The 22,432-nt window shown below is 50.3% G+C and carries 23 protein-coding genes; 11 read left to right on the top strand and 12 right to left on the bottom strand.

Annotated features, from left to right (window positions below; translation table 11 throughout):
- Positions 1-9: 9 nt before the first annotated feature.
- Positions 10-840, top strand: coding sequence for an SH3 domain-containing protein (locus DESTI_RS15855; protein ID WP_014810980.1), 831 nt, complete (start codon positions 10-12; stop codon positions 838-840).
- Positions 841-942: 102 nt separating this feature from the next.
- On the opposite strand, the gene DESTI_RS15850 is transcribed toward DESTI_RS15855, so the two are convergent.
- The 4 genes from DESTI_RS15850 to DESTI_RS15835 all read right to left on the bottom strand — a co-directional run bounded on the left by DESTI_RS15850 (position 943) and on the right by DESTI_RS15835 (position 2,094).
- Positions 943-1,161, bottom strand: a complete 219-nt coding sequence (locus DESTI_RS15850) for a DUF433 domain-containing protein (protein ID WP_014810979.1) — start codon at positions 1,159-1,161, stop codon at positions 943-945.
- A gap of 35 nt (positions 1,162-1,196) precedes the next feature.
- Positions 1,197-1,382, bottom strand: coding sequence for a type II toxin-antitoxin system HicB family antitoxin (locus DESTI_RS15845; protein WP_014810978.1), 186 nt, complete (start codon positions 1,380-1,382; stop codon positions 1,197-1,199).
- Positions 1,383-1,511: 129 nt separating this feature from the next.
- Positions 1,512-1,814: a hypothetical protein gene (locus tag DESTI_RS15840; protein ID WP_014810977.1), complete on the bottom strand. Its 303-nt coding sequence runs from the start codon at positions 1,812-1,814 to the stop codon at positions 1,512-1,514.
- Positions 1,792-2,094, bottom strand: coding sequence for a BrnT family toxin (locus tag DESTI_RS15835; protein WP_014810976.1), 303 nt, complete (start codon positions 2,092-2,094; stop codon positions 1,792-1,794). Before DESTI_RS15835 ends, DESTI_RS15840 begins: the two co-directional genes overlap by 23 nt.
- 685 nt (positions 2,095-2,779) lie before the next feature.
- Here DESTI_RS15835 and DESTI_RS15820 point away from each other — a divergent pair.
- Entirely contained in the window at positions 2,780-4,843 is a 2,064-nt protein-coding gene (locus DESTI_RS15820; RefSeq protein ID WP_014810975.1) for a formate dehydrogenase H subunit alpha, selenocysteine-containing, read from the top strand.
- A gap of 460 nt (positions 4,844-5,303) precedes the next feature.
- Here the strand turns inward: DESTI_RS15820 and fdhD are convergent, their stop codons facing one another.
- The 6 genes from fdhD to bioF all read right to left on the bottom strand — a co-directional run bounded on the left by fdhD (position 5,304) and on the right by bioF (position 10,477).
- On the bottom strand, positions 5,304-6,134 hold the full coding sequence (gene fdhD, locus DESTI_RS15815) for a formate dehydrogenase accessory sulfurtransferase FdhD (protein WP_014810974.1): 831 nt from the start codon (positions 6,132-6,134) through the stop codon (positions 5,304-5,306).
- Positions 6,135-6,164: 30 nt separating this feature from the next.
- Positions 6,165-6,530 carry a winged helix-turn-helix domain-containing protein gene (locus tag DESTI_RS15810; RefSeq protein WP_014810973.1) on the bottom strand — a complete coding sequence of 122 codons (366 nt, stop codon included), beginning with the start codon at positions 6,528-6,530 and terminating at the stop codon, positions 6,165-6,167.
- A gap of 247 nt (positions 6,531-6,777) precedes the next feature.
- A complete protein-coding gene (locus DESTI_RS15805) occupies positions 6,778-6,972 on the bottom strand; it encodes a hypothetical protein (RefSeq protein WP_014810972.1) in 195 nt (64 codons plus the stop codon).
- 165 nt (positions 6,973-7,137) lie between these two features.
- On the bottom strand, positions 7,138-8,316 hold the full coding sequence (locus tag DESTI_RS15800; RefSeq protein WP_014810971.1) for a vWA domain-containing protein: 1,179 nt from the start codon (positions 8,314-8,316) through the stop codon (positions 7,138-7,140).
- Positions 8,310-9,218 (bottom strand): AAA family ATPase, encoded by a 909-nt coding sequence (locus tag DESTI_RS15795; RefSeq protein ID WP_157212176.1) that lies wholly within the window; start codon positions 9,216-9,218, stop codon positions 8,310-8,312. Before DESTI_RS15795 ends, DESTI_RS15800 begins: the two co-directional genes overlap by 7 nt.
- Positions 9,219-9,250: 32 nt before the next feature.
- Positions 9,251-10,477: an 8-amino-7-oxononanoate synthase gene (bioF, locus tag DESTI_RS15790; RefSeq protein ID WP_014810969.1), complete on the bottom strand. Its 1,227-nt coding sequence runs from the start codon at positions 10,475-10,477 to the stop codon at positions 9,251-9,253.
- A 226-nt stretch (positions 10,478-10,703) separates the two neighbouring features.
- Here bioF and DESTI_RS15785 point away from each other — a divergent pair, with 226 nt between their 5' ends.
- The 7 genes from DESTI_RS15785 (at position 10,704) to DESTI_RS15755 (ending at position 18,372) form a co-directional block, all read left to right on the top strand.
- A complete protein-coding gene (locus tag DESTI_RS15785; RefSeq protein WP_014810968.1) occupies positions 10,704-11,549 on the top strand; it encodes an MBL fold metallo-hydrolase in 846 nt (281 codons plus the stop codon).
- Positions 11,550-11,812: 263 nt separating this feature from the next.
- Complete coding sequence (locus tag DESTI_RS15780; protein WP_014810967.1) at positions 11,813-13,087, top strand: ABC transporter substrate-binding protein; 1,275 nt, start codon at positions 11,813-11,815, stop codon at positions 13,085-13,087.
- Positions 13,088-13,132: 45 nt separating this feature from the next.
- Positions 13,133-14,050: a branched-chain amino acid ABC transporter permease gene (locus DESTI_RS15775; protein ID WP_237671448.1), complete on the top strand. Its 918-nt coding sequence runs from the start codon at positions 13,133-13,135 to the stop codon at positions 14,048-14,050.
- Between the two features lie 9 nt (positions 14,051-14,059).
- Entirely contained in the window at positions 14,060-15,085 is a 1,026-nt protein-coding gene (locus DESTI_RS15770) for a branched-chain amino acid ABC transporter permease (RefSeq protein WP_014810965.1), read from the top strand.
- A gap of 117 nt (positions 15,086-15,202) precedes the next feature.
- Complete coding sequence (locus DESTI_RS15765) at positions 15,203-15,973, top strand: ABC transporter ATP-binding protein (protein WP_014810964.1); 771 nt, start codon at positions 15,203-15,205, stop codon at positions 15,971-15,973.
- The gene (locus tag DESTI_RS15760) at positions 15,974-16,720 is read left to right on the top strand and encodes an ABC transporter ATP-binding protein (protein WP_014810963.1); all 747 of its coding nucleotides are present in this window, start codon (positions 15,974-15,976) and stop codon (positions 16,718-16,720) included.
- 14 nt (positions 16,721-16,734) lie between these two features.
- Positions 16,735-18,372 carry a class I adenylate-forming enzyme family protein gene (locus tag DESTI_RS15755; RefSeq protein ID WP_014810962.1) on the top strand — a complete coding sequence of 546 codons (1,638 nt, stop codon included), beginning with the start codon at positions 16,735-16,737 and terminating at the stop codon, positions 18,370-18,372.
- Positions 18,373-18,393: 21 nt separating this feature from the next.
- Here DESTI_RS15755 and DESTI_RS15750 read toward each other — a convergent pair whose 3' ends face one another.
- Together DESTI_RS15750 and DESTI_RS15745 are read right to left on the bottom strand one after the other, a co-directional pair.
- Positions 18,394-18,681, bottom strand: coding sequence for a hypothetical protein (locus DESTI_RS15750; protein WP_014810961.1), 288 nt, complete (start codon positions 18,679-18,681; stop codon positions 18,394-18,396).
- A gap of 15 nt (positions 18,682-18,696) precedes the next feature.
- Entirely contained in the window at positions 18,697-19,215 is a 519-nt protein-coding gene (locus DESTI_RS15745) for a Panacea domain-containing protein (RefSeq protein WP_052316059.1), read from the bottom strand.
- 681 nt (positions 19,216-19,896) lie between these two features.
- On the opposite strand from DESTI_RS15745, the gene DESTI_RS15740 reads away from it, so the two are divergent.
- Positions 19,897-20,925, top strand: a complete 1,029-nt coding sequence (locus tag DESTI_RS15740) for an MlaD family protein (RefSeq protein WP_014810959.1) — start codon at positions 19,897-19,899, stop codon at positions 20,923-20,925.
- An 11-nt stretch (positions 20,926-20,936) separates the two neighbouring features.
- Complete coding sequence (locus DESTI_RS15735) at positions 20,937-22,352, top strand: hypothetical protein (RefSeq protein ID WP_014810958.1); 1,416 nt, start codon at positions 20,937-20,939, stop codon at positions 22,350-22,352.
- The last annotated feature ends 80 nt before the right edge of the window (positions 22,353-22,432 follow it).

The following is a 22,432-nucleotide window of genomic DNA, read 5'->3' as shown; positions in this document are numbered from 1 at the left end:
AGGCACAAGATGAAATCCATATATCCGCGACTTGCACTGTTAGCCGCTATGGTCTGTATAACCGGCATCTGGTCAGGTGTGAGTTCGGCTTCTGCTTTTCCGGAAGAGATCGTCGGCCCCATCACCGGGACGGTTGTTGCGGGCGACAGCAGAGGCGGTCTCATCGTTCGGAGTTCCCCTAATCCTGATGCAGGCATTATCGGAACTCTGGCAGTAGGAACGAGGGTCACCAATTTTCCCCGTTTCGAAAACGGCTGGGTCATGCTGAAAAGTCCCATGAACGGAGGCTGGATCCCCATTGACTCGCTCCAGCCGGTTCGCGGGATTGCAACAGTTGTATCTGTGGACAGGCCGGAGATGTGCCTCAGAGTGAGGTCAGGTCCAGGCACGCATTTTGACGTAGCAGGATGCGCACGTATGGGAGAACGCCTCAGGCTGTCAGGGTTCTGGAGCAACAGTAACTGGGCTGAAATAGAAGGACCGGTAAAGGGTTGGGTCTCTGCGGACCAGATACAAACGCCTTTCGTAATAGCGACTGCTCCTGCACCTCGAAGGACCATAGTCCGAGAGACGGTTGTTCCGGTCCCTGCCGCGACGTACGTGTATCCTGAAGCACGTCCTGTTTACTATCGTTCGTATCGGTATGGATATGGGTATCCTTATTATCGCCGCCATCATCCTTACAGATATGGCGGCTATCGCTACGGATCTCCCGGTGTCGGGGTTGTAGTGGGACCCCGGGGAGGCGTAGGCGTCCGTGTCGGCGGTGTCGGCGTGGGTGTCGGACCCCGAGGCGGAGTAGGTGTGAATGCCGGGGGTGTCCGAGTGCGGGTGCGTTAATCTCCTTCTGAACAACAGCACTGACCTGAAAATCGGGTCAGTGCCACCCGCAGCATCGGTCGTTTACTGTTCCCGTCAGACGCCCGCCCGTAAGCCTAAGATTCACTGATAAGCATTTTCTGGTCTGGCATAGACGAGACAAGCAAGAACGTCCTCGCGTTCGAGCCAAGGGTAGCCTTCGAGGATGGTATCAATAGTATCTCCCGCAGCAAGCATGCTCAAGATGTGCTCTACCGCCAGTCGACGACCACGAATTATGGGCTTCCCTCCAAAGATATTCGGGTTGACGGTTATGCGTTCCAGCAGTTCCTTTTCACTCATCAGTTGTTTCCTCTGCCGGATATTTATCGATCGGTTCAGTGATTGACTGTCAGGGGTAGACCCATTTCCGATCGGACCTCAAGGCATAGGCTTATAGCCTCCTTGATATTTTCCAGGGCTTCGTCCTTTGTCTTTCCCTGGCTCACACATCCAGGAATCGAGGGACATTCCGTTATCCACATTCCATCTTCGTCCCGGTCTAAGGTAACAAGGAATTTCATTGGTTGCTCTCCGCTATTGCGTGCTCAATAATTGGAGCTTTCGATTCAGTCAAGACTCCATTATAGTACGATTTGCTCATAAGTGGGTTGCGTTACCGCATTAACATTGGGAATTCCGCAATAAACCTTCTAAGCAGTTTTCTTTCGCGGATTTTCGCTACCAAGAGCTTCCCAGATTTTACTCATCTGCTCTTCTTTCAGCCCACATTCAGTGAGAATAGCTTCCAGCTTCTTAGTTCTTTCCTCGGATTCCCAGAGCCGTTCCAGGTCCAGTCTCAATCCTTGTCTGATGTAGAATTTGATGAGAGATTGATAACCCGGCAAATCCTTGGTTGGAGCGACACGCTTCAGGTCCTCCAAGACGTCTACAGGCATCCGAATTGTAATTGGTCTAGTCGGTCGATCCTTACTAGGTATCATCTTTTTCTTCATAGCGAAGCCTCTCTTTTTTTTCGAGTTCACGAGCTGAGATAATGCGCCAGGCATCATCTTCCTGCTCTGCGCCAACCACAAAGAGAGCGCGATTGGCTTTCGAATAACCTATGAAATCCCAACGTTGTTCTCCTTCAACACTGTCATCCTCAATCATTTCGTACAGGGGATCAAAAAAGACTTCGCAGGCTTCCTCAAACGAAACAGAGTGCTCGCGAAGATTTGTTTCAGCCTTGTTAGCGTCCCAGGTGAAAACAGCGTCTTGAAGGACATATCGCACATCCAGGGATTATTCCCTGTAAATATACTGTCAATACAATAAAAAAGAAGTTCCTAATGATCAAGGTTTTTTAATAATTAATTGACGATTTCGGTCCGTGGCGCATGTATTCGACCAAATTATCAACGCTCACATGATGTCGGAAGAAAAAGCTAAGTGATTATGAAATTCCAAACAACCATAAATCAGATGATTTGCAGGACCCTTCGCATAAGCATCCTCATACCATTTCGCAATTATGCATATAAGATGGCGCAGGCTGAGGTGTTCTGAGCGGAGTGATTAGACGGCTTTGCGTCGTCCGGAGCGAAGGATACCTCCAGCCTGCCAGATTACAAAAAGAAAAGCGAATCGGTATCAGAACCATCCGCAATGAGAATCCGAATGCGCGTGGAGTGTACGCTTATGTCAAAAATGACATAAGCAGGTCTGTGATTTCTTTGAAGATTATGGGCATGAACCTGTTAGAGTTCCCTTGATTCCAAGGGCTCGGGGTGGTAAATTTGTACGGATTTTGAATTAAGGCGGACGGGTTTGTTCAACAAGCACATTCGCCGATACAGGGCTCCTCTCCGGTGATTCAATCAATAATGAAAAGCCGGTTCAGGAAACGGTCCTGCAATCCCCACGGATATTCGTGCTACACGCGACCGAATAAAGACGTCTTTCTCCCGAGGAGAAACTTATGGATCTTAAATACGTCCGGACAACATGTCCTTACTGCGGATGCGGCTGTGAAATGCTGCTGGAAGTAACGGACGGGAAACTGACGAGTACGCTCCCGTCAAAAACCAATCCCATGAATCAAGGTAAATTGTGTATCAAGGGGTGGAATGTCCACGAGTTCGTGGAGAGCCCCAGAAGACTTACCAAACCCATGATCCGCAAGAATGGACAATTGGAAGAAGCATCCTGGGATGAAGCCCTGGATTTTGCCGCTGCCAGGTTGCGGGAAATAAAGGATACTCACGGGGGAGAGAGTGTTGCATTCCTGACCTCGGCCAAATGCACGAATGAGGAAAACTATCTGCTCCAGAAATTCTGCCGCGTAGGATTCGGTACGAACAATATAGATCATTGCGCCCGCCTCTGACACAGCTCCACGGTGGCAGGGCTTGCCGCCTCTTTCGGAAGTGGAGCAATGACGAATTCCATCCCTGAGATAGAAGATGCAGATTGCGTGTTCGTGATCGGTTCCAATACCACTGTTGCGCACCCTCTCATTGCATCCAGGGTCTATAAAGCAAAAGCAAAGGGTGCAAAGCTCATTATCGCAGACCCCAGGAGCATTCAGCTCGCGTCCGTCGCAGATATTCACGTGAGACAGAATCTCGGAACCGACGTAGCACTTATCAACAGCATGATGCATGTGATCCTTTCCGAAGGACTGGAAGACAAACAGTTCATAGAAGAGCGAACCGAAGGATTCGAACAGCTCCGGGAAGTGGTGAAAAACTATCCTCCCGAAAGGGCCGCTGAGATATGCGGTATTCCCGCTGAAGACATCGTGGCAATGGCCAAGACGTACGCAGGAGCAAAGCGTTCTTCCATTCTGTACGCGATGGGAATCACCCAGCATACGCATGGTGTGGACAATGTGAAGTCCCTTGCGAATCTTGCGATGATAACCGGTCACATCGGCAAGCCTTCCACAGGGGTCAATCCGCTGCGGGGGCAAAATAATGTCCAGGGTGCATGCGATATGGGCGGATTGCCAAACGTGTATCCTGCTTACCAAGCGGTTACCGACGAGGCAGTCAAAGCCAAGTTCCAGGATGCATGGCAGGCGGAGCTTTCAGGCAAAGTCGGCAAGACAGTCATGGAGATGATGAACGGCCTGGAAGACGGTTCCCTGAAAGCACTGGTAATCATGGGCGAAAACCCTGTAGGGAGCGATCCTGATGTGAATCACGTGCGGCATGCGCTTCATTCAGCGGAATTCCTGCTGGTAATGGACATATTCCTTACAGATACGGCGAAATTGGCGCATGTTGTGCTGCCCGGCGTCTCCTTCGCAGAGAAGGACGGAACATTCAGCAATACGGAACGCAACGTGCTGCGAGTGCGTAAGGCGATCGAACCGCTCGGCGATGCCCGGCCTGATTGGGATATTATCCAGGATCTCTCCACACGTTTCGGATTGCCGATGAACTACGATTCACCCAGTGCGATATTCGATGAAATAGCCAAAGTGGCACCGAGTTACGGCGGAATGAGCTACGAAAGGTTGGAGAAGGGCGGTATCCCGTGGCCGTGCCCGACTCCCGACCATCCGGGAACTCCGATTCTGCACACAGAGCGATTTACCCGGGGCAAGGGGCTGTTCCACGCAATAGAGTACCGGCCGTCAGAGGAACTCCGGGATGATGAATTCCCGCTACAGCTTACAACGGGCAGGTTCTTTCCTCATTACCACACGGGGACTATGACGAGGAATTCACCCACTCTGCATGCAGAAATGCCTGAAGGCCATGTGGAAGTGCATCCGGACGATGCAGCGAAACTCGGTCTCCAGAGCTACGACATGGCCAAGCTGATTTCTCGCAGGGGCGAAGTGGTCACCAGAGTGATGGTAACCGACCTGATCAAACCTGGTAACGTGTTTATGAGCTTTCATTTCATGGAGGCAAATGCGAACGTGCTCACGAATCCTGCTCTGGACCCGATCAGCAAGATACCCGAATACAAGGTATGTGCCGTAAGGGTTGAGAAGATGGATTCAGGAGACGCGGCGACTCAGTCTGCATGACTCGGAAGCGATCGCCTTTCGAGGGGGGAGTCGGGGGCATGGATGCTATCTTGAGGCCGGTCGGCAGTTTCGGACACAGCGGCGAATCAAGATAGCCAGCAAAGTCCTCCTTTCTTGAAGGGGGACTGCTAACGTACAGGGGAGATTTTCAATAGCATAGATCAAATCCACCCTTGTCCGCATAGGATTAACACAGGGTACCGGAACTATAGCCAGTGCCAAAAATTCTGTCCTCTTATCCCGCGTGTGAATTACAGGACATTGGTAGGGACCGGCGTCCCTGCCGGTCCATCATAGGGATATCATTTATAAATATTGAAGATGTGCCGGCACGGAGGCCGACACCTACCAATACTCTTTTTCTGAATCAGTTTTGGCAATTACTACAATTTCAGCAATATGATCGATGATTGTCATTGCGAGCAAAGCGAAGCAATCCCCGGAATCCTGCGCACGTGTCTCAGTCTTTCTGACAACTCCCCACGGAAAGCTTTACCCCGCCGTGAGAAAAATAGTTGAATCGGCCGCCTCGTACATACGTTATCACATCTATACCTGACTGTTCACCCATAGCCACTGCCATGGCGCTTGCACTGGATCGTGAGATCACCATGGGAAAGTTGCTGCGTGCCGCTTTCGTCAGGACCTCCGAAGTAATCCTTCCCGTGGTGAGAAGTAGCTTGTCTTTCGGGTCGATCCCCTGGAGAAAGCAGTGGCCGACTATCTTATCCACCGCATTGTGACGGCCCAGATCTTCGAGGATGATCAATGTCTCTTTATCCGTCGCCGCGGATGCAGCATGCACTCCTCTGGTAATACTATAAATTCCGCGGAAGGTGTCCAGCTCACGCATTCGGTCGAGAATGCATGAGGTGGAAATCTGAAGGGGCTCTCGCGTTCCGGCGCGGGGAGCCGCAGCTGTTTCCACGGAAAAGACCAAACCGCCTGCGCACCCTGATGTGAGCATACCCCTTTTTTCCACCTTCTCGAGGCGTTCGTCCGGAACATCCAATTCGAGACGAATCAGTCTATTGCCGTGATCTACCGCACATTCCAGGATCTCGGATGGAGACAAGAGCACTCCCTCGGAAACCATGAAACCAACAAAGAGTTCCCGTAAATGAGTTGGCAATGTGGCCATCGAGAGGATTTCTCGGTCGTTTACAAAGAGCGTGTAAGGAACTTCGCGGGCGAGGTGTATAGTCCTGGCCTCCAGATTTCCGTCGGTGTATCTTTGTCCGGGTCTTTCTATGGTAAGCTTTTCACCGGAGTGGTCCTGACTGTTGCTCAACCGGTGCTCCTTCGTCGGATTAGTACGGTCTTAATGTTCCGCAGTGTCTTTGGGGTCCTGTGTCGTAGCCGAAGTGCCAAACAGATCTGAAAACTGTGTATCTGTAAACTTCTCACATCGATTTCGAAGTCGTGTATAGGTCCAGAGGAGTTCCAGGCCTTCTCTGGTAAGCTTGGACCCCTCGCTCGTTCGCTCGACTATTTTAAAACCGCAGCGTTCTTCTGTAGCCTTTATCTTACCCCACACAGCGCGAAAAGGTTGTTTAAGCTTTTGAGCGGCCTTGTTGATGGAACCTGTTTCGAGAATCGTTTGCAGAATTCTTAGCCTGCCAGTACCTATCACAAGCTGGCCTTTGTCATTTTCGATCCAGATTTTGGACCGGACTCGAAGAACCATGAATCAGAGCTCCTTCCGTGCCGTCGGGAAGATCGGCGAAGCCTTTCAACAGAAAGTCGTCCCCCCTTGCGCTTCACAATGCGGAAAGATGACAATCCGTAATCCTGCCGCATGGTTATTACTATATACCATGAAAATATTGTTCAGACGATATATCACAGAGGATCTTGGCTCATTGCATTATAGCGCTGTTACTCCTTTTGCTGCAATTTCCTCAAGAGGTTTTCTTCGGAATTCCACAGCAGCACTAATGATACTGCTGCGGATGTATCGAATACGTTTCCTTCAGTCTTCGCATAAACTCTGCAGGATCGTTTTCATAATACGACTTTCTGATCCGGGGAAAAATGCGGTCTATGTAACAATCATCACATAGCGTCTCGTCATTGAGCTTTCTCTCTTCTCCAGGATCGATCGTGCGCTTGCATTTGTCACAAAACATGCTCACGTTTCCTTTCTGCGTCTGTCCGGTCTCAAGTGATTCGCTGCATTCCGGGTGTTCCTCCCGACCATTCCCTTACCCCCGATAGCGATCTATTTCGTTCACCATATCATGGGAGCTACCGGAGAGCATACTTTTGTTCGTTTAACTGCCGGATAATCCGCGCTAAAAAAATCCCCGAAGCGTTCCGGAAATCCGTTCCAGGCTCAAGAGATTGTGGCCGGACAGAAAATAGTCGATGTGGGGAAGCGCCACACGCATTCCTCTACACGTAGGTTCATAAGAAGCGCTGCCTAACAGCGGATTGATCCAGATCACTCTATACGCCCGGCGATGGATCCTGGAAATCTCCTGCTCCAGGATTCTCGTATCCCCTCTATCCCAACCGTCGGAATGTATGAGCAGGACCGTGGAAGCTCCCAGGAGCGACCCCCATTCGCGATTAAACTTGTGCAGACATTGGCCGATCCGAGTTCCACCCGACCAGTCTCGAACACTTTCCGATATTTGATGAAGAGCCCTGCCAAACGGTAATCGTTTCAAATAAGGAGTAATTCTGTGCAACTCCGTGGCGAAAACAAAGCTTTCCACCTTTGTAGGCAGGTTCTGCAGTTCCTTTATGAATCCCAGGATGAACCTCTGGTACGGATTCATGGAGCCGCTCACATCACAGAGAAAAACAATACGCCGGATCTTTTGTCTCGGTGCAATGCCCGGAAGTTCGTACAATTCCCCGCCGTACTTCAGATTACGCCGGAACATCCGTCTGAAGTCGAGAGCGGTGGATGCTCGCACCGGACGGCTCCGGCGGGACGCACGTCTGAGCAGCGGAGCGAGGATTTCTCTGATGAGCTGTGCCATGCGGGGATCGAAATCTTCAGACACATCTTTGAAATCCTGCTGTTTCAGAATTTCCACCGGAGAGTAGATGACGTAAGGTTTTGCATTCCGAGCTTCACGCTCCCGAAGATCGGAATCCACTGCTTCTGCTGGAAAAACTTCTACTTCAGAAGACTGCTGATACGGATCCGTTTCGGCTTCGGGATGCCCATCATCGCCCGTTTCGTCCGAAACTTCCTCTGTCCAGAATTGCGCAAACAAGCGCTCGAAGAGAGCCCATTCATCGACTCTCGTCGTGAACACTGTTCTCAACGTCGCTTTGAAATCGTCGCGATTTTCTATTCCCACATGGATGATTCCCTGAAGCGCGTCCATTACTGCGGGAATCGAAATTGAAAGACCGTTTTTTTTCAGCACACGACTGAAGAGTATGACAGCGCCGGCAAGAGAATCCCTGGGAATGTGGGAAAAATGGGCGTCTGATGTTTCATGATCGCTCAGCACAGTTTCTCCAGCACGTCCGTTAACATGGTCTGCCGGAATCCGGTTTCATTCCAAAGCTCGTGGAAGCGCATCAGGTCCTCACGATACTTGAGAATGCATCCAAGCGTTTCCTGAATCGTCTCCTCGTCCAGTGAAGTCCTATCCAGAGCCAGCAGTGCTGCGGCCCAATCGAGACTTTCGGCCACACCCGGTCTCTTGAGAAAATCCTGGGATCGTAACCTTTGCATAAAGAGTGCAACTTGAAGAGCGAGCGATTCGCTAACCGCAGGCATTCTTGCACTGATTATCTCTCGCTCCTTTTGGGGAGTGGGATAGTCTATCCAGTGGTAGAGACAGCGGCGCTTCAATGCATCATGAATATCCCTGGTACGATTTGAGGTCAGTATCACGAGCGGTTTGCGGACTGCTTTGAGCGTTCCGATTTCCGGGATGGATATCTGAAAATCGGACAGTACTTCCAGGAGCAAGGCTTCGAATTCTTCATCTGAACGATCTATCTCGTCTATAAGCAGGACCGGTTCCTTGTCCCTGGCTGAAAGGATGGCTTCCAGAAGCGGTCGTTTTATGAGGAATTCTTCAGTAAAAATTGTCTTACCGAGCAATTCTTTTTCGGTTCCACACTGTTCGCCCAACTTGATCGCGAGTATCTGTCTCGGATAATTCCATTCATACAAGGCATGATTGGCGTCCAAGCCTTCATAGCACTGTAACCGAATGAGTTCTGTTCCCAGTACTCGAGCCATTACTGCGGCAGTTTCGGTTTTCCCGACCCCGGGCTCTCCTTCCAGGAACAAAGGTTTCTTGAGTGTCCAGGCCAAATACAGAACTGTAGCCAAGGACCGATCGGGTATGTACTTTTCATTGAGTAAACGTTGCTGCAAAGATTCTATGGAATCGAACATAGAGTTTTCCGTTCCGCGCATGATTTCTGATCTCAGGTTGAAACCTGGACATGATCTATTGCAGATGCAGCGCATTTGGGATCGCTGCGTGAATTCTCAAAAGCCGTTTTCAGGATATCGACCGCTTTCTTCAGGTCAGCGTCAGTGTGATCGCTCATCAGAGTGAATCTCAAGCGTGCGGTTCCTTCCGGCACCGTGGGAAAACGTATGCCGTGCGCAAAGATCCCTCCATCCATGCACGCGGTGCTTATACTCATGGTTCTGCCGGAATCCCCGATCATAACGGGTACTATGTGAGAGGGCGGAGTGTCGAGAGAAAACTCCTGACAAAGCAAGCCGTTGAACACCTCGCTATTATGGGCAAGACGCGCTCTCCTTTTGTCTCCTTCAGGTGAGATCACGATCTTGAGCGCTTCCAGAGCAGCCCCAATTGTCGCGGGCGGGGCCGCGGTGGTGTAGATCAGAGACCTTGCCCTGTTCACGATAAGCTCGATCAGCGATCTGCTTCCGGCAACGTACGCGCCACCAGTCCCGGCGGCTTTCCCGAGAGTGCCCATCTGAATTTCCGGAACGACCCCCATTTCCGAAGCCAATCCTTGGCCGCAAGGCCCGAGAACGCCCGAAGCGTGGGCTTCGTCAACCATGAGTGAGGCTCCCCATTTCCTGCACAGGGAATCGATCTCTCGCAGAGGTGCTCGATCTCCGTCCATGGAAAATACCGACTCCGTTACTACAAGCTTTCGCCTGAATCCGGGTAATCGAAGAGCATCCTCAATGGAATTCAAGTCAAAATGGGGGTACACAATCACCCGGCTCTTTGCCAGGCGGCATCCGTCAATGATGCTGGCGTGATTCAGTTCGTCGCTTACGATCAGATCGTCCGGTCCCATCAGACAGGAAATCACCCCCACATTTGCCTGATACCCACTGCCGAAAAGGACTGCTGCCTCCACTCCTTTCCATTCGGCAATAAAACGTTCCAGCTCACGATGAATTTCGGTGTTTCCGGCAATCAGCCGAGAAGCTGTGGAACCTGCGCCGAATTCGCGAACCGATCGGACCGTAGCTTCGATTATTTTCGGATGTCCTGCCAGACCCAAATAATTGTTGCTTGAAAAATTCAGGGCCTCGCGGCCGTTTACGTGAATAATTCTGCCCGGAATGCCCGAGACATCCGGCATGAGCCGATACAGATTCCTTTGTTTCAAATCCCTGATATCTGAAGTCCATGGGCTGCTGTCCGCCCGCAAGCTGACCATTGTGCTGTCTCCGAAATCTCTTCTTATCATGGTGGAATAAGAATATATGAAAGGCATGGTAACCCGTAGCCTTGTACTCTGTAAACGATTTTTGGTGACTGTTTCCGCTCCAAATGCTATCAGATTCTAATGTCTTCTGTCGAAGAGCCGGACGACCCCAGGAAGTGGGACGCCGTGGCTCGTTTCGTAATCAGAATGAGACTGAAAAGAGCAATACGAGCATATCATGAAAATTACGTTTTGGGGGACGAGAGGATCGATAGCTTCTCCAGGCCCGGAAACCGTTGTGTACGGTGGAAACACCACCTGTCTCGAACTGAATCTGGCATCGGATTGTATCATCGTCATTGATGCAGGCACAGGCATTCGACGTTTGGGCGACCATCTTCTAAAACGCAGTGAGAACACCTGTATACACCTTCTGATAACGCACATCCACTGGGATCATGTTCTGGGTTTTCCCTTTTTCGCTCCTCTGTTCACACCGAGCTGTCACATTGAAGTGGACGGATCTCCGAGAGCAATGGAAGGTCTCCAGCGAGTGTTCAGCTCGAATTATATCGATGGGACGTGGCCTCTCCGGTTCGAGGACCTCAAGGCCCGCATAGAACATTCTCAGAAACTGCGCAACGGTTCGGTAGAGATTGGCGGTACCCTGGTTGAAAGCCACAAGATCCAGCATCCACAAGGCGGCGTAGGGTTCAAATTTACCGAAGAGAAGAAAACATTCGTATTCATCACGGATAACGAACTGCTCGACCAGGGCTGGTCCGGCACCAGCTTCTCGGATTTCGTATCCTTCTGTTCGGGTGCAGATCTCCTTGTGCATGATTGTCAGTACACCACGGCTGAGATTCGAGATCGTCGCGGATGGGGACATTCCGACGTCCGTTCCGTGTCTCGACTGGCTGTTGAAGCAGGCGTCAAGAGACTGTTTTTGTTCCACCACGATCCCTGGCGGACCGATGAGGGAGTCGCGTCCATGGTTCAGGAATGCTCGGACCTGGTTGCCTCAAAGGCGGCCTCAATCGAAGTGGAAGGAGCACGTGAAGGACAGATCCTGGATTTGTGATCAACTACCTATAGTTCAGTATCATGAAATGAAAACATTCTACAGGGCATGTTGTGGCAATAGTTCCGTGTAGTGAGTTTTCTAATACTGAAAACGGTCTTTTTCTTTGTTGACATTTTCATACCATATCCGTAGACTTTTCGGATAATCACCGAGCGGACGAAAACTCGATACTCTTTTCCTCAGTCGTTTGAAGAAACAAAAGTTTCTTACACATATGCGTGACCCCAGAGTGCTGGATCGTACATAAAAGGAGGACAAACATGAAGAACGTCCTGACGGCTATGGTACTATTCGTCGTCTGTCTCGCAGCGTGGGCCGGCTCTCCGGCAATGGCTGAGGAACCGATTCTCATCGGTGTGCCCACTTCACTGACGGCTCTCGAAGGCAGAGAATCGCTGAAAGCCGTTGAAATGGCAGTGGCCGAGATAAACGCAAAGGGAGGGGTGAAGGTCGGCAACTCGAAACGAGAGCTCAAACTCGAGACAATCGACCTCCGTGATTTCTCCCCTGGAGTTCCTGTGCAGGAAGCTTTGCTCGGAATAGAGAAGATCATAACAGAAAAGAAAGTTGCCGCCATTGTCGTTGGGCCGTTCCGATCGGAAGCGTTGTTGGCCGGCATGGATCTTCTCGCCAAGTACAAAGTACCTATGCTCGGCACTATCGCTATGACCCCCAAGTCGGAAGAAAAAGTAAAAGCGGATCCGGAAAAATATAAATACTGCTTCAGAGTATGTTTGAACGCTGTATATCTGGTGAAATATCTCGCGCAATCGCTTGGTTCCCTGAAGAATGATTTTGGATTCAACAAGATTTTCGCGATGCATCAGGATGTTTTGTGGGCCAAAGCCACCGCGGAAGGAACCTTGAAAGTGGCTTCAGGGCAGTTCGGATGGGAAAATTTGGGAACCGAGGCGTACCCCACGGGTTCGTCGGATTTTTCCGCTGGACTTAGCAAAGCAAAAAGCAAAGGTGCTCAGGTCATTCTTCCAGTGTTCGACATGGCCCAGAGCGGTATTCTTCTCAAACAATGGCAACAGATGAAAATCCCTGCAATGGTGGCAGGGTTCATTTCTCCCATGGCGGGGCCGGGCGCATGGAAAACGTTTGAAGGAAAAATAGGCGGACTTCTCAATACCACATTTGAAATCGGCAGTGCCATTCCCACCGAAAAATACGCTCCCGCGAAAAAATTCTACGACGACTACGCGAAAAAATACGGAACACCTATGGAAGCAGGGCACGGCCCGGCTCCCTCGTACGATTCCGTGTACATTCTCGCTGAAGCAATAGAAAGAGCCGGTACGCTGGATCCGGACAAACTCGTTGCAGAGATAAAGAAGACCGACAGAGCCGGAGTTATCGGACGAATCAAATTCGATGACGGTAATCAGGTGATTTACGGGAACGACCCCACGCAAACAGCGTGTGGATGCATCTTCCAGTGGACCGATGACGGCAAACGCGTAATCGTATTCCCTGAAGCGCTCGCAGAAGGCAAAATCAAACTCCCCAGTTGGGTAAAAACATCTAAATAGTCTCCTGATGGCTCATCGGATTGCGTCATAATTTATGACGCTCCGATGAGTTTAACCCGAGAAACAGCCTTAATCCGAAAGGCAGCATCCATGCTGGAAGTCACTCTCATCTACGGATTTGTCAACAGTATCATTCTGGCCCTTATCGCCCTGGGATTCAGTCTCACTTTCGGCATCAGCGGCGTTTCGAATTTCGCGTACGGCTCTTTGTACGTGCTTTCCGGTTACGCTGTATGGATATTCATGCACAAGCTGCAAATACCCTTTGTGTTTGCCGCGATCTTGGCCGTAATTCTCTCATCCGCGCTGGGACTCGCGTTGTACCACTTTGTTCTGCTGAGGGTCAGAGGCCTGGTCATATCGGAAGTCATAGCGACCTTCGGAGTCGGCCTGGCGATTCTGGAACTCTTCAGGTACATGGGGTTTACGGGTTTCGAGTACACCCTGCCGGTCTTCACAGACGGGAGCATCGAAATCGGAAACGTGTACGTGGATCATCAGAGACTCTGGATAATCGGGTTCGGCATTGCTCTGGCTGTAGCGCTCTATTTCTTCACGCATCATACCAAGCTGGGATTGGCATTCAGGGGAATAGCGCAGGACGAAAAAACCGCGTTGTCCCTCGGAATCAATGCCGACAGAATTGCCGGGATCAGTGTGGCGTTCGGTTCGGGACTTGCGGCTGTTGCAGCCATATTGATTCTTCCTCGCGGCACCATATCGGTGAATGAGGGATACGACGTCCTGATAAACGCCATGGCAGTGTGCATTATAGGAGGCTTGGGAAGTACTGTTGGGGTGATTGTGGCATCATTCCTCATCGGTTATGCGCAGATGATCACGGATACTCTGTCAGGCCCGCACTGGAAGATGATTGTTTCGCTTGTGGCCATTTTCATCATTCTGGTGGTCAAGCCATCGGGTCTCTTCGGAAAACAAAAGGAACTCGAAGAGCGGATATAGATTCAGTCAATGAATGCAACGCAAGTAGCCCTAAAGAGAAGAAAAGAACGGATCGACCGCGGAATCAAGGTGCGATCGGACGACATCTTTGCACTCACTTCGTACAAAGAGATGCTGTACGTTTCAGTACCTCCGGTACTTCCTGTGGCAGTGCTTCTTGTCCTGCCGCTGGTTCTACCGCCGTACTGGCAAAAAGTGCTGATATCCACCGCAGTTTTTGCTTTGCTGGCCATAAGCTGGGACTTCCTGGTTTGTGTGGGAATGGTATCTCTCGGTCAGGCGCTGTTCTTCGGTGTGGGTGCATACGTGGCCGGGGTGTTGGACCACTATGCAGGTCTTCCCATCTGGCTCGGCATTCCGCTTGCCACCGTAATAGGCGGCGGATTGTGCACGGTATTCCTGATACCGGTCCTCAGGCTTCGCGGTGTGTATTTTTCCATGGTCACCCTTGTGTTACCGCTTATGCTGGAACGAATCGTGGAAGCCACCGGTGCATTCGGTGGAACTGAGGGACTTACCGGTCTGAAATCGTTCCCGAACCAGTGGATCGAACAATATCTCATTATTGTTGCGGTCCTCGTAGCGCTCTTCGGATTCCGTCGATTGATGACTACGGATTATGGGCTTGTCCTGAAGGCGATCCGAGACAACGACCGATCGGTTATGAGCGGCGGTCTCAACATTTACTGGTTCAAGGCGCAAGCGCTGTTCATCACCGGATGCATGGGGTCGTTCTGCGGAGCATACATGACCCATGTATACATGTTCGTCGGAATGCCCTCTTTTGCGCTGGACTATTCCATACTTCCCCTGGCTTCGGCAGTGGTGGGAGGAATGGGGACTTTTGCCGGCTCGTTTATCGGCGCATTTATCCTCGTGCCTCTCTCTGAAGCGCTGAGAGGGATAGGCGGCCTTCGAATAGTCTTCTATTCGCTGTTTCTTGTTGTCTTTATCGTGGCTTTACCGGAAGGCATATTCCACTACGTGCAAAGAAAATACCAGCAATTCGAACGCTGGGTGACCGTTGACAAATGACTTATACGGATTTGCTCTCAAAGAGATAAAATCTGGGAAACACTTCTTACAAGAAGGGTTTTCCGGATGTTACTGCTTTGAAAGCAAATTGATATTACAAGTGCAGGCTATTCTTACATGGATGAGATATCTCCCGTTGACAGTGGCCGACCCCTCTTGAAGGTCCGGGATCTGAGTAAGAGCTTCGGTGGAGTTCGAGCTGTAATTGCAGCGACTTTCGACCTCCACAAAGGTGAGCTTCTCGGAATTATCGGGCCGAACGGGTCAGGGAAGACGACTATGGTGAATCTCCTCACCGGGTTCGTCAAGCCGGATTCAGGAGTAATCGAATACGAGGGCCGCAACATAACCGGATGGATGCCCTACCGCATAGCGCGGCTCGGTATCGCCCGAACATTTCAGATGATCCGGCCCTTTGCGGAACTGGCTGCGTTCAAAAATCTCGTCATTCCGCTTTACTCTCCTCGCGTGAAGAGTCTCTCCGGCGGAAAATATGGTGACAGGGACGCTGTCGCAAAAGATCTTCTTGAAGAAGTGGGGTTCGAGCGAGAGTCCTCGGTCACGTACAAAGCCGCGGGCAGTCTGCCCCACGGATATCTCAAACGCCTTGAACTTGCAAAGTGTCTTGCGCTGCGGGCTGACCTGATCATACTCGACGAGCTCTTCTCAGGATTGAGCATAGCCGAACTCGCGGGTATCGTTCCCATCATCGAGAAACTCATGGTTGAAGGCAAAACCATAATTATGATCGAGCATCGTCTCCGTGAACTCTTTCGTATCGCTGATCGGGTTTTGGTCCTGAATTACGGCATGATTATTGCCGATGGAAAGCCGGCCGCGGTCATGGAGCAGGACGAAGTCAGACAAGCGTACCTGGGATCAGAATAAATGCTTGAAGTATCAAATCTCATGGTCTTTTACGAAAACGCCCTCGCGCTGAACGACTTCAGCATGAAGGTGACGAAGGGATCTATAGTCGCTATAATAGGTTCCAACAGCGCGGGCAAGACGACCCTCATGAACACCCTTTCAGGGCTGATCATCGATACCAAGATAAAAGAGCAGCGCAAGGGCGGGGAACGGATAACGCTGTACGGGACTATCAGCCTGGATGGCGAAGATATTACCGAGCTCTATCCCAGCGAACGGGTAAAGAAGGGAATGGTGCTCTGTCGGGAGCGTCATCCGATCTTTCCCGAATCCGATCTTGTGGAAAATTTGCGTATTGCCGCGTATCTCAGGGCTAGATCGGAACTGAAAGAAGCAATCGAATACGTGTTTCACCTGTTTCCGACCCTTATGAGGCTCAAGACCAGAAAGGCGGGTTTCTTGAGTGGCGGGGAACAGCAAATGCTTACGATCGGAATGGCATTGATGGTAAAACCTCGCTTGCTTCTGCTTGACGAGCCGCTCCTGGGTCTGAGTCCCCTCATGCAAACAACTCTCGTGGAAGCCATCAAAAGGATTCGCACTGAAACAGGGCTTACTATTGTCATAACCGAACAGTTCGCCAGACCGATACTCCCCATGATTGACCATGGGTACATCATAGAAAACGGAATGCTCACTTTGGACGGCTCAGGTTTGGAGTTGATGGAAAACCCGGAAGTCAGGGGTGCCTATTTCGGAGTGTAACAGGATTCACGATTATGGCGTCGTTACCATTCCCAAGTATTTTCAAGTCTTTTTCGGCTATGGCCGCGAAGTATCCAAACAAAATCGCGGTTTCTTTCCTGGGGACCTCTTTCACGTACTCTGCGCTCTTGGGATTGGCAGAGCGATTTGCCGCAGGTTTGGCGACGCTTGGCATTCGCAAAGGCGATCGCGTCATCATGTACATTCCCAATTCGGCTCAGTTCGTGGTTTCCTGGCTGGGGATTCAGCGGCTCGGAGCAGTTGCAGTTCCTATTACGCCGATCTACACGGTGGTCGACTTACGCTATATCGCAAACGACACGGGTGCAAAAGCCATTGTCTGTCAGGACAGAAACTACGGATACGTCAAACAGGCCATGCAGGATACTGCAATACGGACCGTTGTGGTAACGAATGTGGCGGATCTGTTGCCCCTGTGGAAACGGGCGTTCGGATTCATTGCAGATAAAGTTCCCGCAGGAAAAGTAGAAAAAGCTCCTCACGTGGCCTTTCTCAGGAATTTGGTGACCAAATCGCATCCTTCAGCACCCGACCCGCAAACCCGAGAAGACGACGTAGCCGAAATCCTGTACACGGGCGGAACCACGAAACATCCGAAAGGTGTTCCCCTCAATCAGGGGCTCTTCCTGGTGTCTGCCGAGGAGCAGCTCGGCGTAAGGGACGCACTGTTCCCCAAGGATCAGGATGTCATTCTGGGCGGCGCACCTTTGTTCCATATTCTCGGCCAGACCTGCAGCCTGTCCACCATAGTGGTGGGTGGCGGCACGCTGATTCTGCAGCCGCGGGTGAATCTCGATGCAGTGTTCGATTCCATCAGCTCGTTGAAGGCCAAGAGCCTCATTGGAGTCCCTGCGTTTTACCGCATGATTCTCGAACACGACAGAGTGGACCAGTACGATCTTTCCAGTTTGAAGTATTGCTTCTCTGCGGGTGACGTGCTCCCCATAGAAGTTGCCAAACGTTGGAAAGCTCGTTTCGGGCTGGATATCTATCAGGGCTATGGAGCAACGGAGACCTGCGGTGGTATTGTCATGAGTCCAACGGATCGGGAAACTCCGCCGCTCAGCATGGGCCTCAAAGTGGCCAGCAAAGAAATCAAGATTGTTGAACCGGGTTCCACGGAACCGGTGAACCAGGGAGATCCGGGAGAGTTACTGGTTTCTTCGGATCGCATGGTTCAAGCATATTTGAACAAACCCGAAGAGACAGCCGGGGCATTTGCGGAGATCGACGGCCGGTTGTGGTATCGCACATCGGACATTGTGCGCCAGGACGAAAACGGATTTCTCTATTTCGTAGACCGCACGGTAGACACTATAAAGCACAAAGGATACAGGATTTCGGCATCCGAAATTGAAGCGGTATTGCAGGAACATCCCGCGGTGATCGAGTCCTGTGTCGTAGGCATCCCCGATCAAAAGGTCGGGGAACGCATCAAGGCATTTGTTGTGCTCAAGAAAGACGTAAAAGGCATAACCGGGTACGAATTGACCAAGTGGTGTCGGGGCCGCATGGTTGCTTACAAGATACCGCAATACATAGAATTTCGGGACATGCTCCCCAAGTCCAAAGTTGGCAAACTGCTGAGGCGTGAAATTCGCAGCGAAGAAAAAAAGCGGCGGGAGACCTAGTAAGGTCTGTAAAACGGTAGTTTAATCAACGTACAGTTGCGTTATGATGACTTCTTGCCCGACACGCCTATAAATTGCCGATAAACGTGGGGTGCCGGCCAATCGGTTCCGCTTTTGTACGTGCATATAATATATTACATTATCTATGATTCTGACTGAACCTTTTATTCCTTTGCCATGATGTGCCAGGTGCCAAACGAGCGCTTCGTATGCGTCATCAAACCGATAGATAGTCTTTCTGTATTTGATGATCGCCTCTAAGACTTCAGGTTCTTCGACTACAGTTCGTAACCCCTGGCCGCCTCGCATCAACCATACTCTACACTAGGAATGTCGTGACATAATGAAATCATCAAACCGTTTTTCATCTTTGCTTGTAATCTTGTCCGGCACCGCAAGAACTGCGTAAAGTGGAATCTCTTCACCGTTTTTTGCAGTCTCCCAAACGGCATTATGAGACAAGTCGCTGATTTCCTTTGCAGTACGTCGACAAACAGTCTGAGCCATGTCGTTAATCAGCTCTTTTTCCTCGGCCGTGAAGACTTCCTCGTCTGGAGCTTTTAGAACGATATAGTTGCGAATGATGCCTTTGTAGTATTCTCTTTCCTCAATAAGAATAGCTTTCTCAGCCTCCAACTCCTCAAGAACGGTCAAAATTCTTTGCGGAACGGGCCCATATTGACGTTTGACATACTTAGTACTTCCGCTCAATGATTTGCCGAACTTAAGAAAAGCAAAGGTATCCAGGTACCAAAGGATTTTGTTTAGCTTAGTAGCTCCGAAGGCAGATTCATTCTTGCATATGTCGCAGATATAATGAACTAATTCTTTAAGACGTTCCATGGGTCTCCTCTCCTCCTCTGCGCTCAAGGCGCACGATGAGTACCCACGAATACGGTAGATCTTGTTTTGGGTTAAGTCAATCATTTAAACTTGATATCGGTGGTCCTCTATGTTTGTGAAGTTCATGTTTACATTTTAATATTTTAAATATATTAATCAGATATGTAAATTTTCTAGGCATTTACTTTTGGAATGCAGGAGCGTCGACTTTGAGCATTCTCATTCCCTCTGTTCAAGCCTATCTATAATTGTCTTCCTATTTCACATCGTTGTCCCTCAAATTAAAGGTTCGTCCTGAATATTTTTCTTTTTCACAAAGATATTGACATTCTTTAAATGTATGGATTAGAATGGCCAAACCGGTATGCCGTGGTTGATACTGCTTCGCATCTTCTTTTTCATGGCTGCCGCTATGGAGCTGAAGCAGTCACGCTGCATCGGTTATGCGCAGCTCTCTTTGCTGCTTTAATGTATTGAAGGAGCGTTGGTCGTTCCCTCCCAAAAACGTGCGGTTATGCGCAATTGGAACAGAGCTGAGTTTCGCGGATAGAGACATTCGACGAACCTGTGGCAATGATTCTGCAGACGCGCTTGGGACGGTACTCAATCGTTTTTTAGCGATAAACGACGCCCGCTTAGACCGATACAAGAGATCGACGGAATAGGAAGGGCAATCCCGGAATGACGAAGTTTTCTACCGAAGCGAAGGTCGGGATTTTTTTCTTGGCTATGGTAGCGATCTTTGCCTATGTATGGTTCAAGGTTCTGGATTTGTCCATATCTGAAGGGTTTATTCTCAAAGCTCGGATGAAATCCGCTGAAGGGCTTGCTGAGGGAGCTTCCGTGCAGATTGCCGGGATAAAAGTCGGAACCGTGAAGGACGTCAGACTCGATCCGGAATCGGATAAAGCCCTCATAATCATGGAGCTGAAAAACGCTTACAGGAATATGATCCCCGAAGATTCCCGAATCAGCCTGAAGACGAAAGGGCTGATGGGGGACAAGTACGTAGTCATAGAGCCGGGTCGCCCGAATGCGAGAAAACTCAAGCCAAACGAGGAATTCCAGGTAGTCCAGGAGCCGACGGATACGGAAAAGGTCCTGGAGACCATGAGCGTTGTTGCCCAGGATCTTCAAGTATTGACCCGTGAGGCACGCAAGAAGATTGTGGACGAGAAAGGGGCCGAGAAGCTCGAGAATATAATCGATAATGCCAACTCTTCATTCAAAGATCTCAAGGAAATTCTCGGAACCAACAAAGAAAAGATCAATACCATCGCGTCTAATACGCAACAGGCAACCAAAGATCTCAGTGACATTACGACCCGCAACAGGGAGAAGATTAACCGTACCGTTGATGAGATGGAGAAATTCTCCAAGAGCATGGATAAAACCAGCGACAAATTTGCCCGCGCGGCAACCGAATTGGAATCTCTCACAAAGGACGTGCGGCAGGGAAGAGGGACGCTGGGGAAAATGGTCACGGATGAGACATTGTACAGAGACGCTCAGGGGCTCATGCGAGATCTGAGAGGTCTTTCCAGGAGTATCCAATACGGTCCGGGCACTGTCGGCCGCCTGATAAACGACCCCGAGATGTATTATGAAGCCCGCCGTGCAATCCGCAATATGAATAAGACGGCTGAAGACATCTCCGAAGCGACCCCCATCAGCACACTGGCTACTATTCTCGGGGCAGTGCTCAAGTAAGGAGCGGCCGGATGAAACCGGCGAAACCATTGCAGGAGAACTTCCACACCGGAATAGAACCCCGCTATGGGGATGAAGTGCAAAAGGTATCGTCCAGATATTTCTCTTCACGAATTCGCTCGATTGCTGCCATTCTCATCATCTCACACTTCATCGCGGTTTCCTGCGCATGCGCCACTGCGTATGATTTTCTGAGATTCACGAAACCGGGAAACGTATTCGGCGTAAGCCCGGATCTCATGACTCGATCCATGAATCCCTGGGCTCCGGACAACATCTGGACCCTTGGAGAAGGCTGGGGATTCCCTCCATTTTATTATCGGACCAAAGTCCCGGGTGTATTCGATAGGACGGATTTCTTTTATCCCCTCGGCCGTTCTGAAGAGTCCACGTTTCAGAGCAAATTGAAATTCGATCCGTTTTTCGAAAATCGCTGGTCAAAGATTCCGCCATTCGACGGTTATTCACGCGTACTCACGGTTTACAAAGGACGATCCGATCTAGGCCAGGACTATTGGGGTTTTTTCCCTTTTTACGGGCACATGTACCGGCGCTTCGGAGTGGATAAGAGTTCTTTTTTTCTGTTTCCCCTGTATTACGAATACTCGTACGACGATGAGCACACTACGAAGTTTTTATGGCCCATCGGCACGTATGCCAACAGTCCGGGCCGCCAATCCTTGAAGATATGGCCTTTATTCGGAAAAGATCAGATTCGGAAAGATTATTCCAGTTGGTTCCTTTTGTGGCCCTTAATTCAGAAGACGGAAAAATACCAGGGAACCGAGCAGTTCAGTTCGTTCCTGGCTGCGCCTTTTCCGCTGTATGTAAAGCAGGATGACGCTTATTCGACCCAAACAACGCTTATCTGGCCTTTTCTCTCTTACTATCGTCACTATGCTTCAGGGCACGAACGGTACAAATTCTACCCTTTCATTACGTACGGCACAGGAGGAGGACTCGAAGAGCTGAGCCTGTTCTTTGTGTATTCGTACAAGCGGGATCGGAACAAATTTTCCACCAGCACGGATTCGGATGCCCGCGTGTCGGTTGGGGGTGATTCAGTGTTCACGGAACAAAAATTCCTGCTCATCAACACCATTCAGAAGCAGTACAGGAAGGGATTGCTAGTATACTCGAAGTATCGGTTCTGGCCTTTTGCCGAATACGTGTGGGACCTGGAGAAGGGCTCGCATCTCAAAATACCGGAAATCATCCCGATCAAACAGGACTGGTGGGACCTGAACCTGGGACGAATGCTGAGGTTTGTCGATCTGCGGGAGACTCCCATCACTCGGGAACTGAGCATGCTCTTCGGCCTGAGTAAGCGCAGCGAAATCAAGGCTACTCCGTACATTCCTGGACCGCCGAAACCCGGTGATGACAATTTTGCCGAATTAGTCACCGGAGCATTCGGGAAACGGTAATCCTTTCGTTTTGTCTATTCTCCTGTCGTCAGTTTCGCTCTCATGCTTCAACTATTCGAGAAAGCCGACAAATTCAGACT

Origin of the sequence: Desulfomonile tiedjei DSM 6799, assembly GCF_000266945.1 — a bacterium.
GTDB lineage: Bacteria > Desulfobacterota > Desulfomonilia > Desulfomonilales > Desulfomonilaceae > Desulfomonile > Desulfomonile tiedjei.
This window is presented reverse-complemented; position numbering and strand designations above follow the sequence as displayed.

Excerpts from the sequence above, each read along its gene's own strand:
- DESTI_RS15810 (WP_014810973.1), bottom strand. The coding sequence starts at position 6,530 with ATGGTTCTTCGAGTCCGGTCCAAAATCTGGATCGAAAATGACAAAGGC.
- DESTI_RS15770 (WP_014810965.1), top strand. The coding sequence starts at position 14,060 with ATGAATGCAACGCAAGTAGCCCTAAAGAGAAGAAAAGAACGGATCGAC.
- DESTI_RS15795 (WP_157212176.1), bottom strand. The coding sequence starts at position 9,218 with ATGTTCGATTCCATAGAATCTTTGCAGCAACGTTTACTCAATGAAAAG.
- DESTI_RS15765 (WP_014810964.1), top strand. The coding sequence starts at position 15,203 with ATGGATGAGATATCTCCCGTTGACAGTGGCCGACCCCTCTTGAAGGTC.
- DESTI_RS15840 (WP_014810977.1), bottom strand. The coding sequence starts at position 1,814 with ATGAAGAAAAAGATGATACCTAGTAAGGATCGACCGACTAGACCAATT.
- DESTI_RS15755 (WP_014810962.1), top strand. The coding sequence starts at position 16,735 with ATGGCGTCGTTACCATTCCCAAGTATTTTCAAGTCTTTTTCGGCTATG.
- DESTI_RS15780 (WP_014810967.1), top strand. The coding sequence starts at position 11,813 with ATGAAGAACGTCCTGACGGCTATGGTACTATTCGTCGTCTGTCTCGCA.
- DESTI_RS15845 (WP_014810978.1), bottom strand. The coding sequence starts at position 1,382 with ATGAAATTCCTTGTTACCTTAGACCGGGACGAAGATGGAATGTGGATA.
- DESTI_RS15805 (WP_014810972.1), bottom strand. The coding sequence starts at position 6,972 with ATGTTTTGTGACAAATGCAAGCGCACGATCGATCCTGGAGAAGAGAGA.
- DESTI_RS15750 (WP_014810961.1), bottom strand. The coding sequence starts at position 18,681 with ATGCGAGGCGGCCAGGGGTTACGAACTGTAGTCGAAGAACCTGAAGTC.
- DESTI_RS15760 (WP_014810963.1), top strand. The coding sequence starts at position 15,974 with ATGCTTGAAGTATCAAATCTCATGGTCTTTTACGAAAACGCCCTCGCG.
- DESTI_RS15785 (WP_014810968.1), top strand. The coding sequence starts at position 10,704 with ATGAAAATTACGTTTTGGGGGACGAGAGGATCGATAGCTTCTCCAGGC.
- DESTI_RS15850 (WP_014810979.1), bottom strand. The coding sequence starts at position 1,161 with ATGAGTGAAAAGGAACTGCTGGAACGCATAACCGTCAACCCGAATATC.
- DESTI_RS15740 (WP_014810959.1), top strand. The coding sequence starts at position 19,897 with ATGACGAAGTTTTCTACCGAAGCGAAGGTCGGGATTTTTTTCTTGGCT.
- DESTI_RS15735 (WP_014810958.1), top strand. The coding sequence starts at position 20,937 with ATGAAACCGGCGAAACCATTGCAGGAGAACTTCCACACCGGAATAGAA.
- DESTI_RS15775 (WP_237671448.1), top strand. The coding sequence starts at position 13,133 with ATGAGTTTAACCCGAGAAACAGCCTTAATCCGAAAGGCAGCATCCATG.
- DESTI_RS15745 (WP_052316059.1), bottom strand. The coding sequence starts at position 19,215 with ATGGAACGTCTTAAAGAATTAGTTCATTATATCTGCGACATATGCAAG.
- bioF (WP_014810969.1), bottom strand. The coding sequence starts at position 10,477 with ATGGTCAGCTTGCGGGCGGACAGCAGCCCATGGACTTCAGATATCAGG.
- DESTI_RS15855 (WP_014810980.1), top strand. The coding sequence starts at position 10 with ATGAAATCCATATATCCGCGACTTGCACTGTTAGCCGCTATGGTCTGT.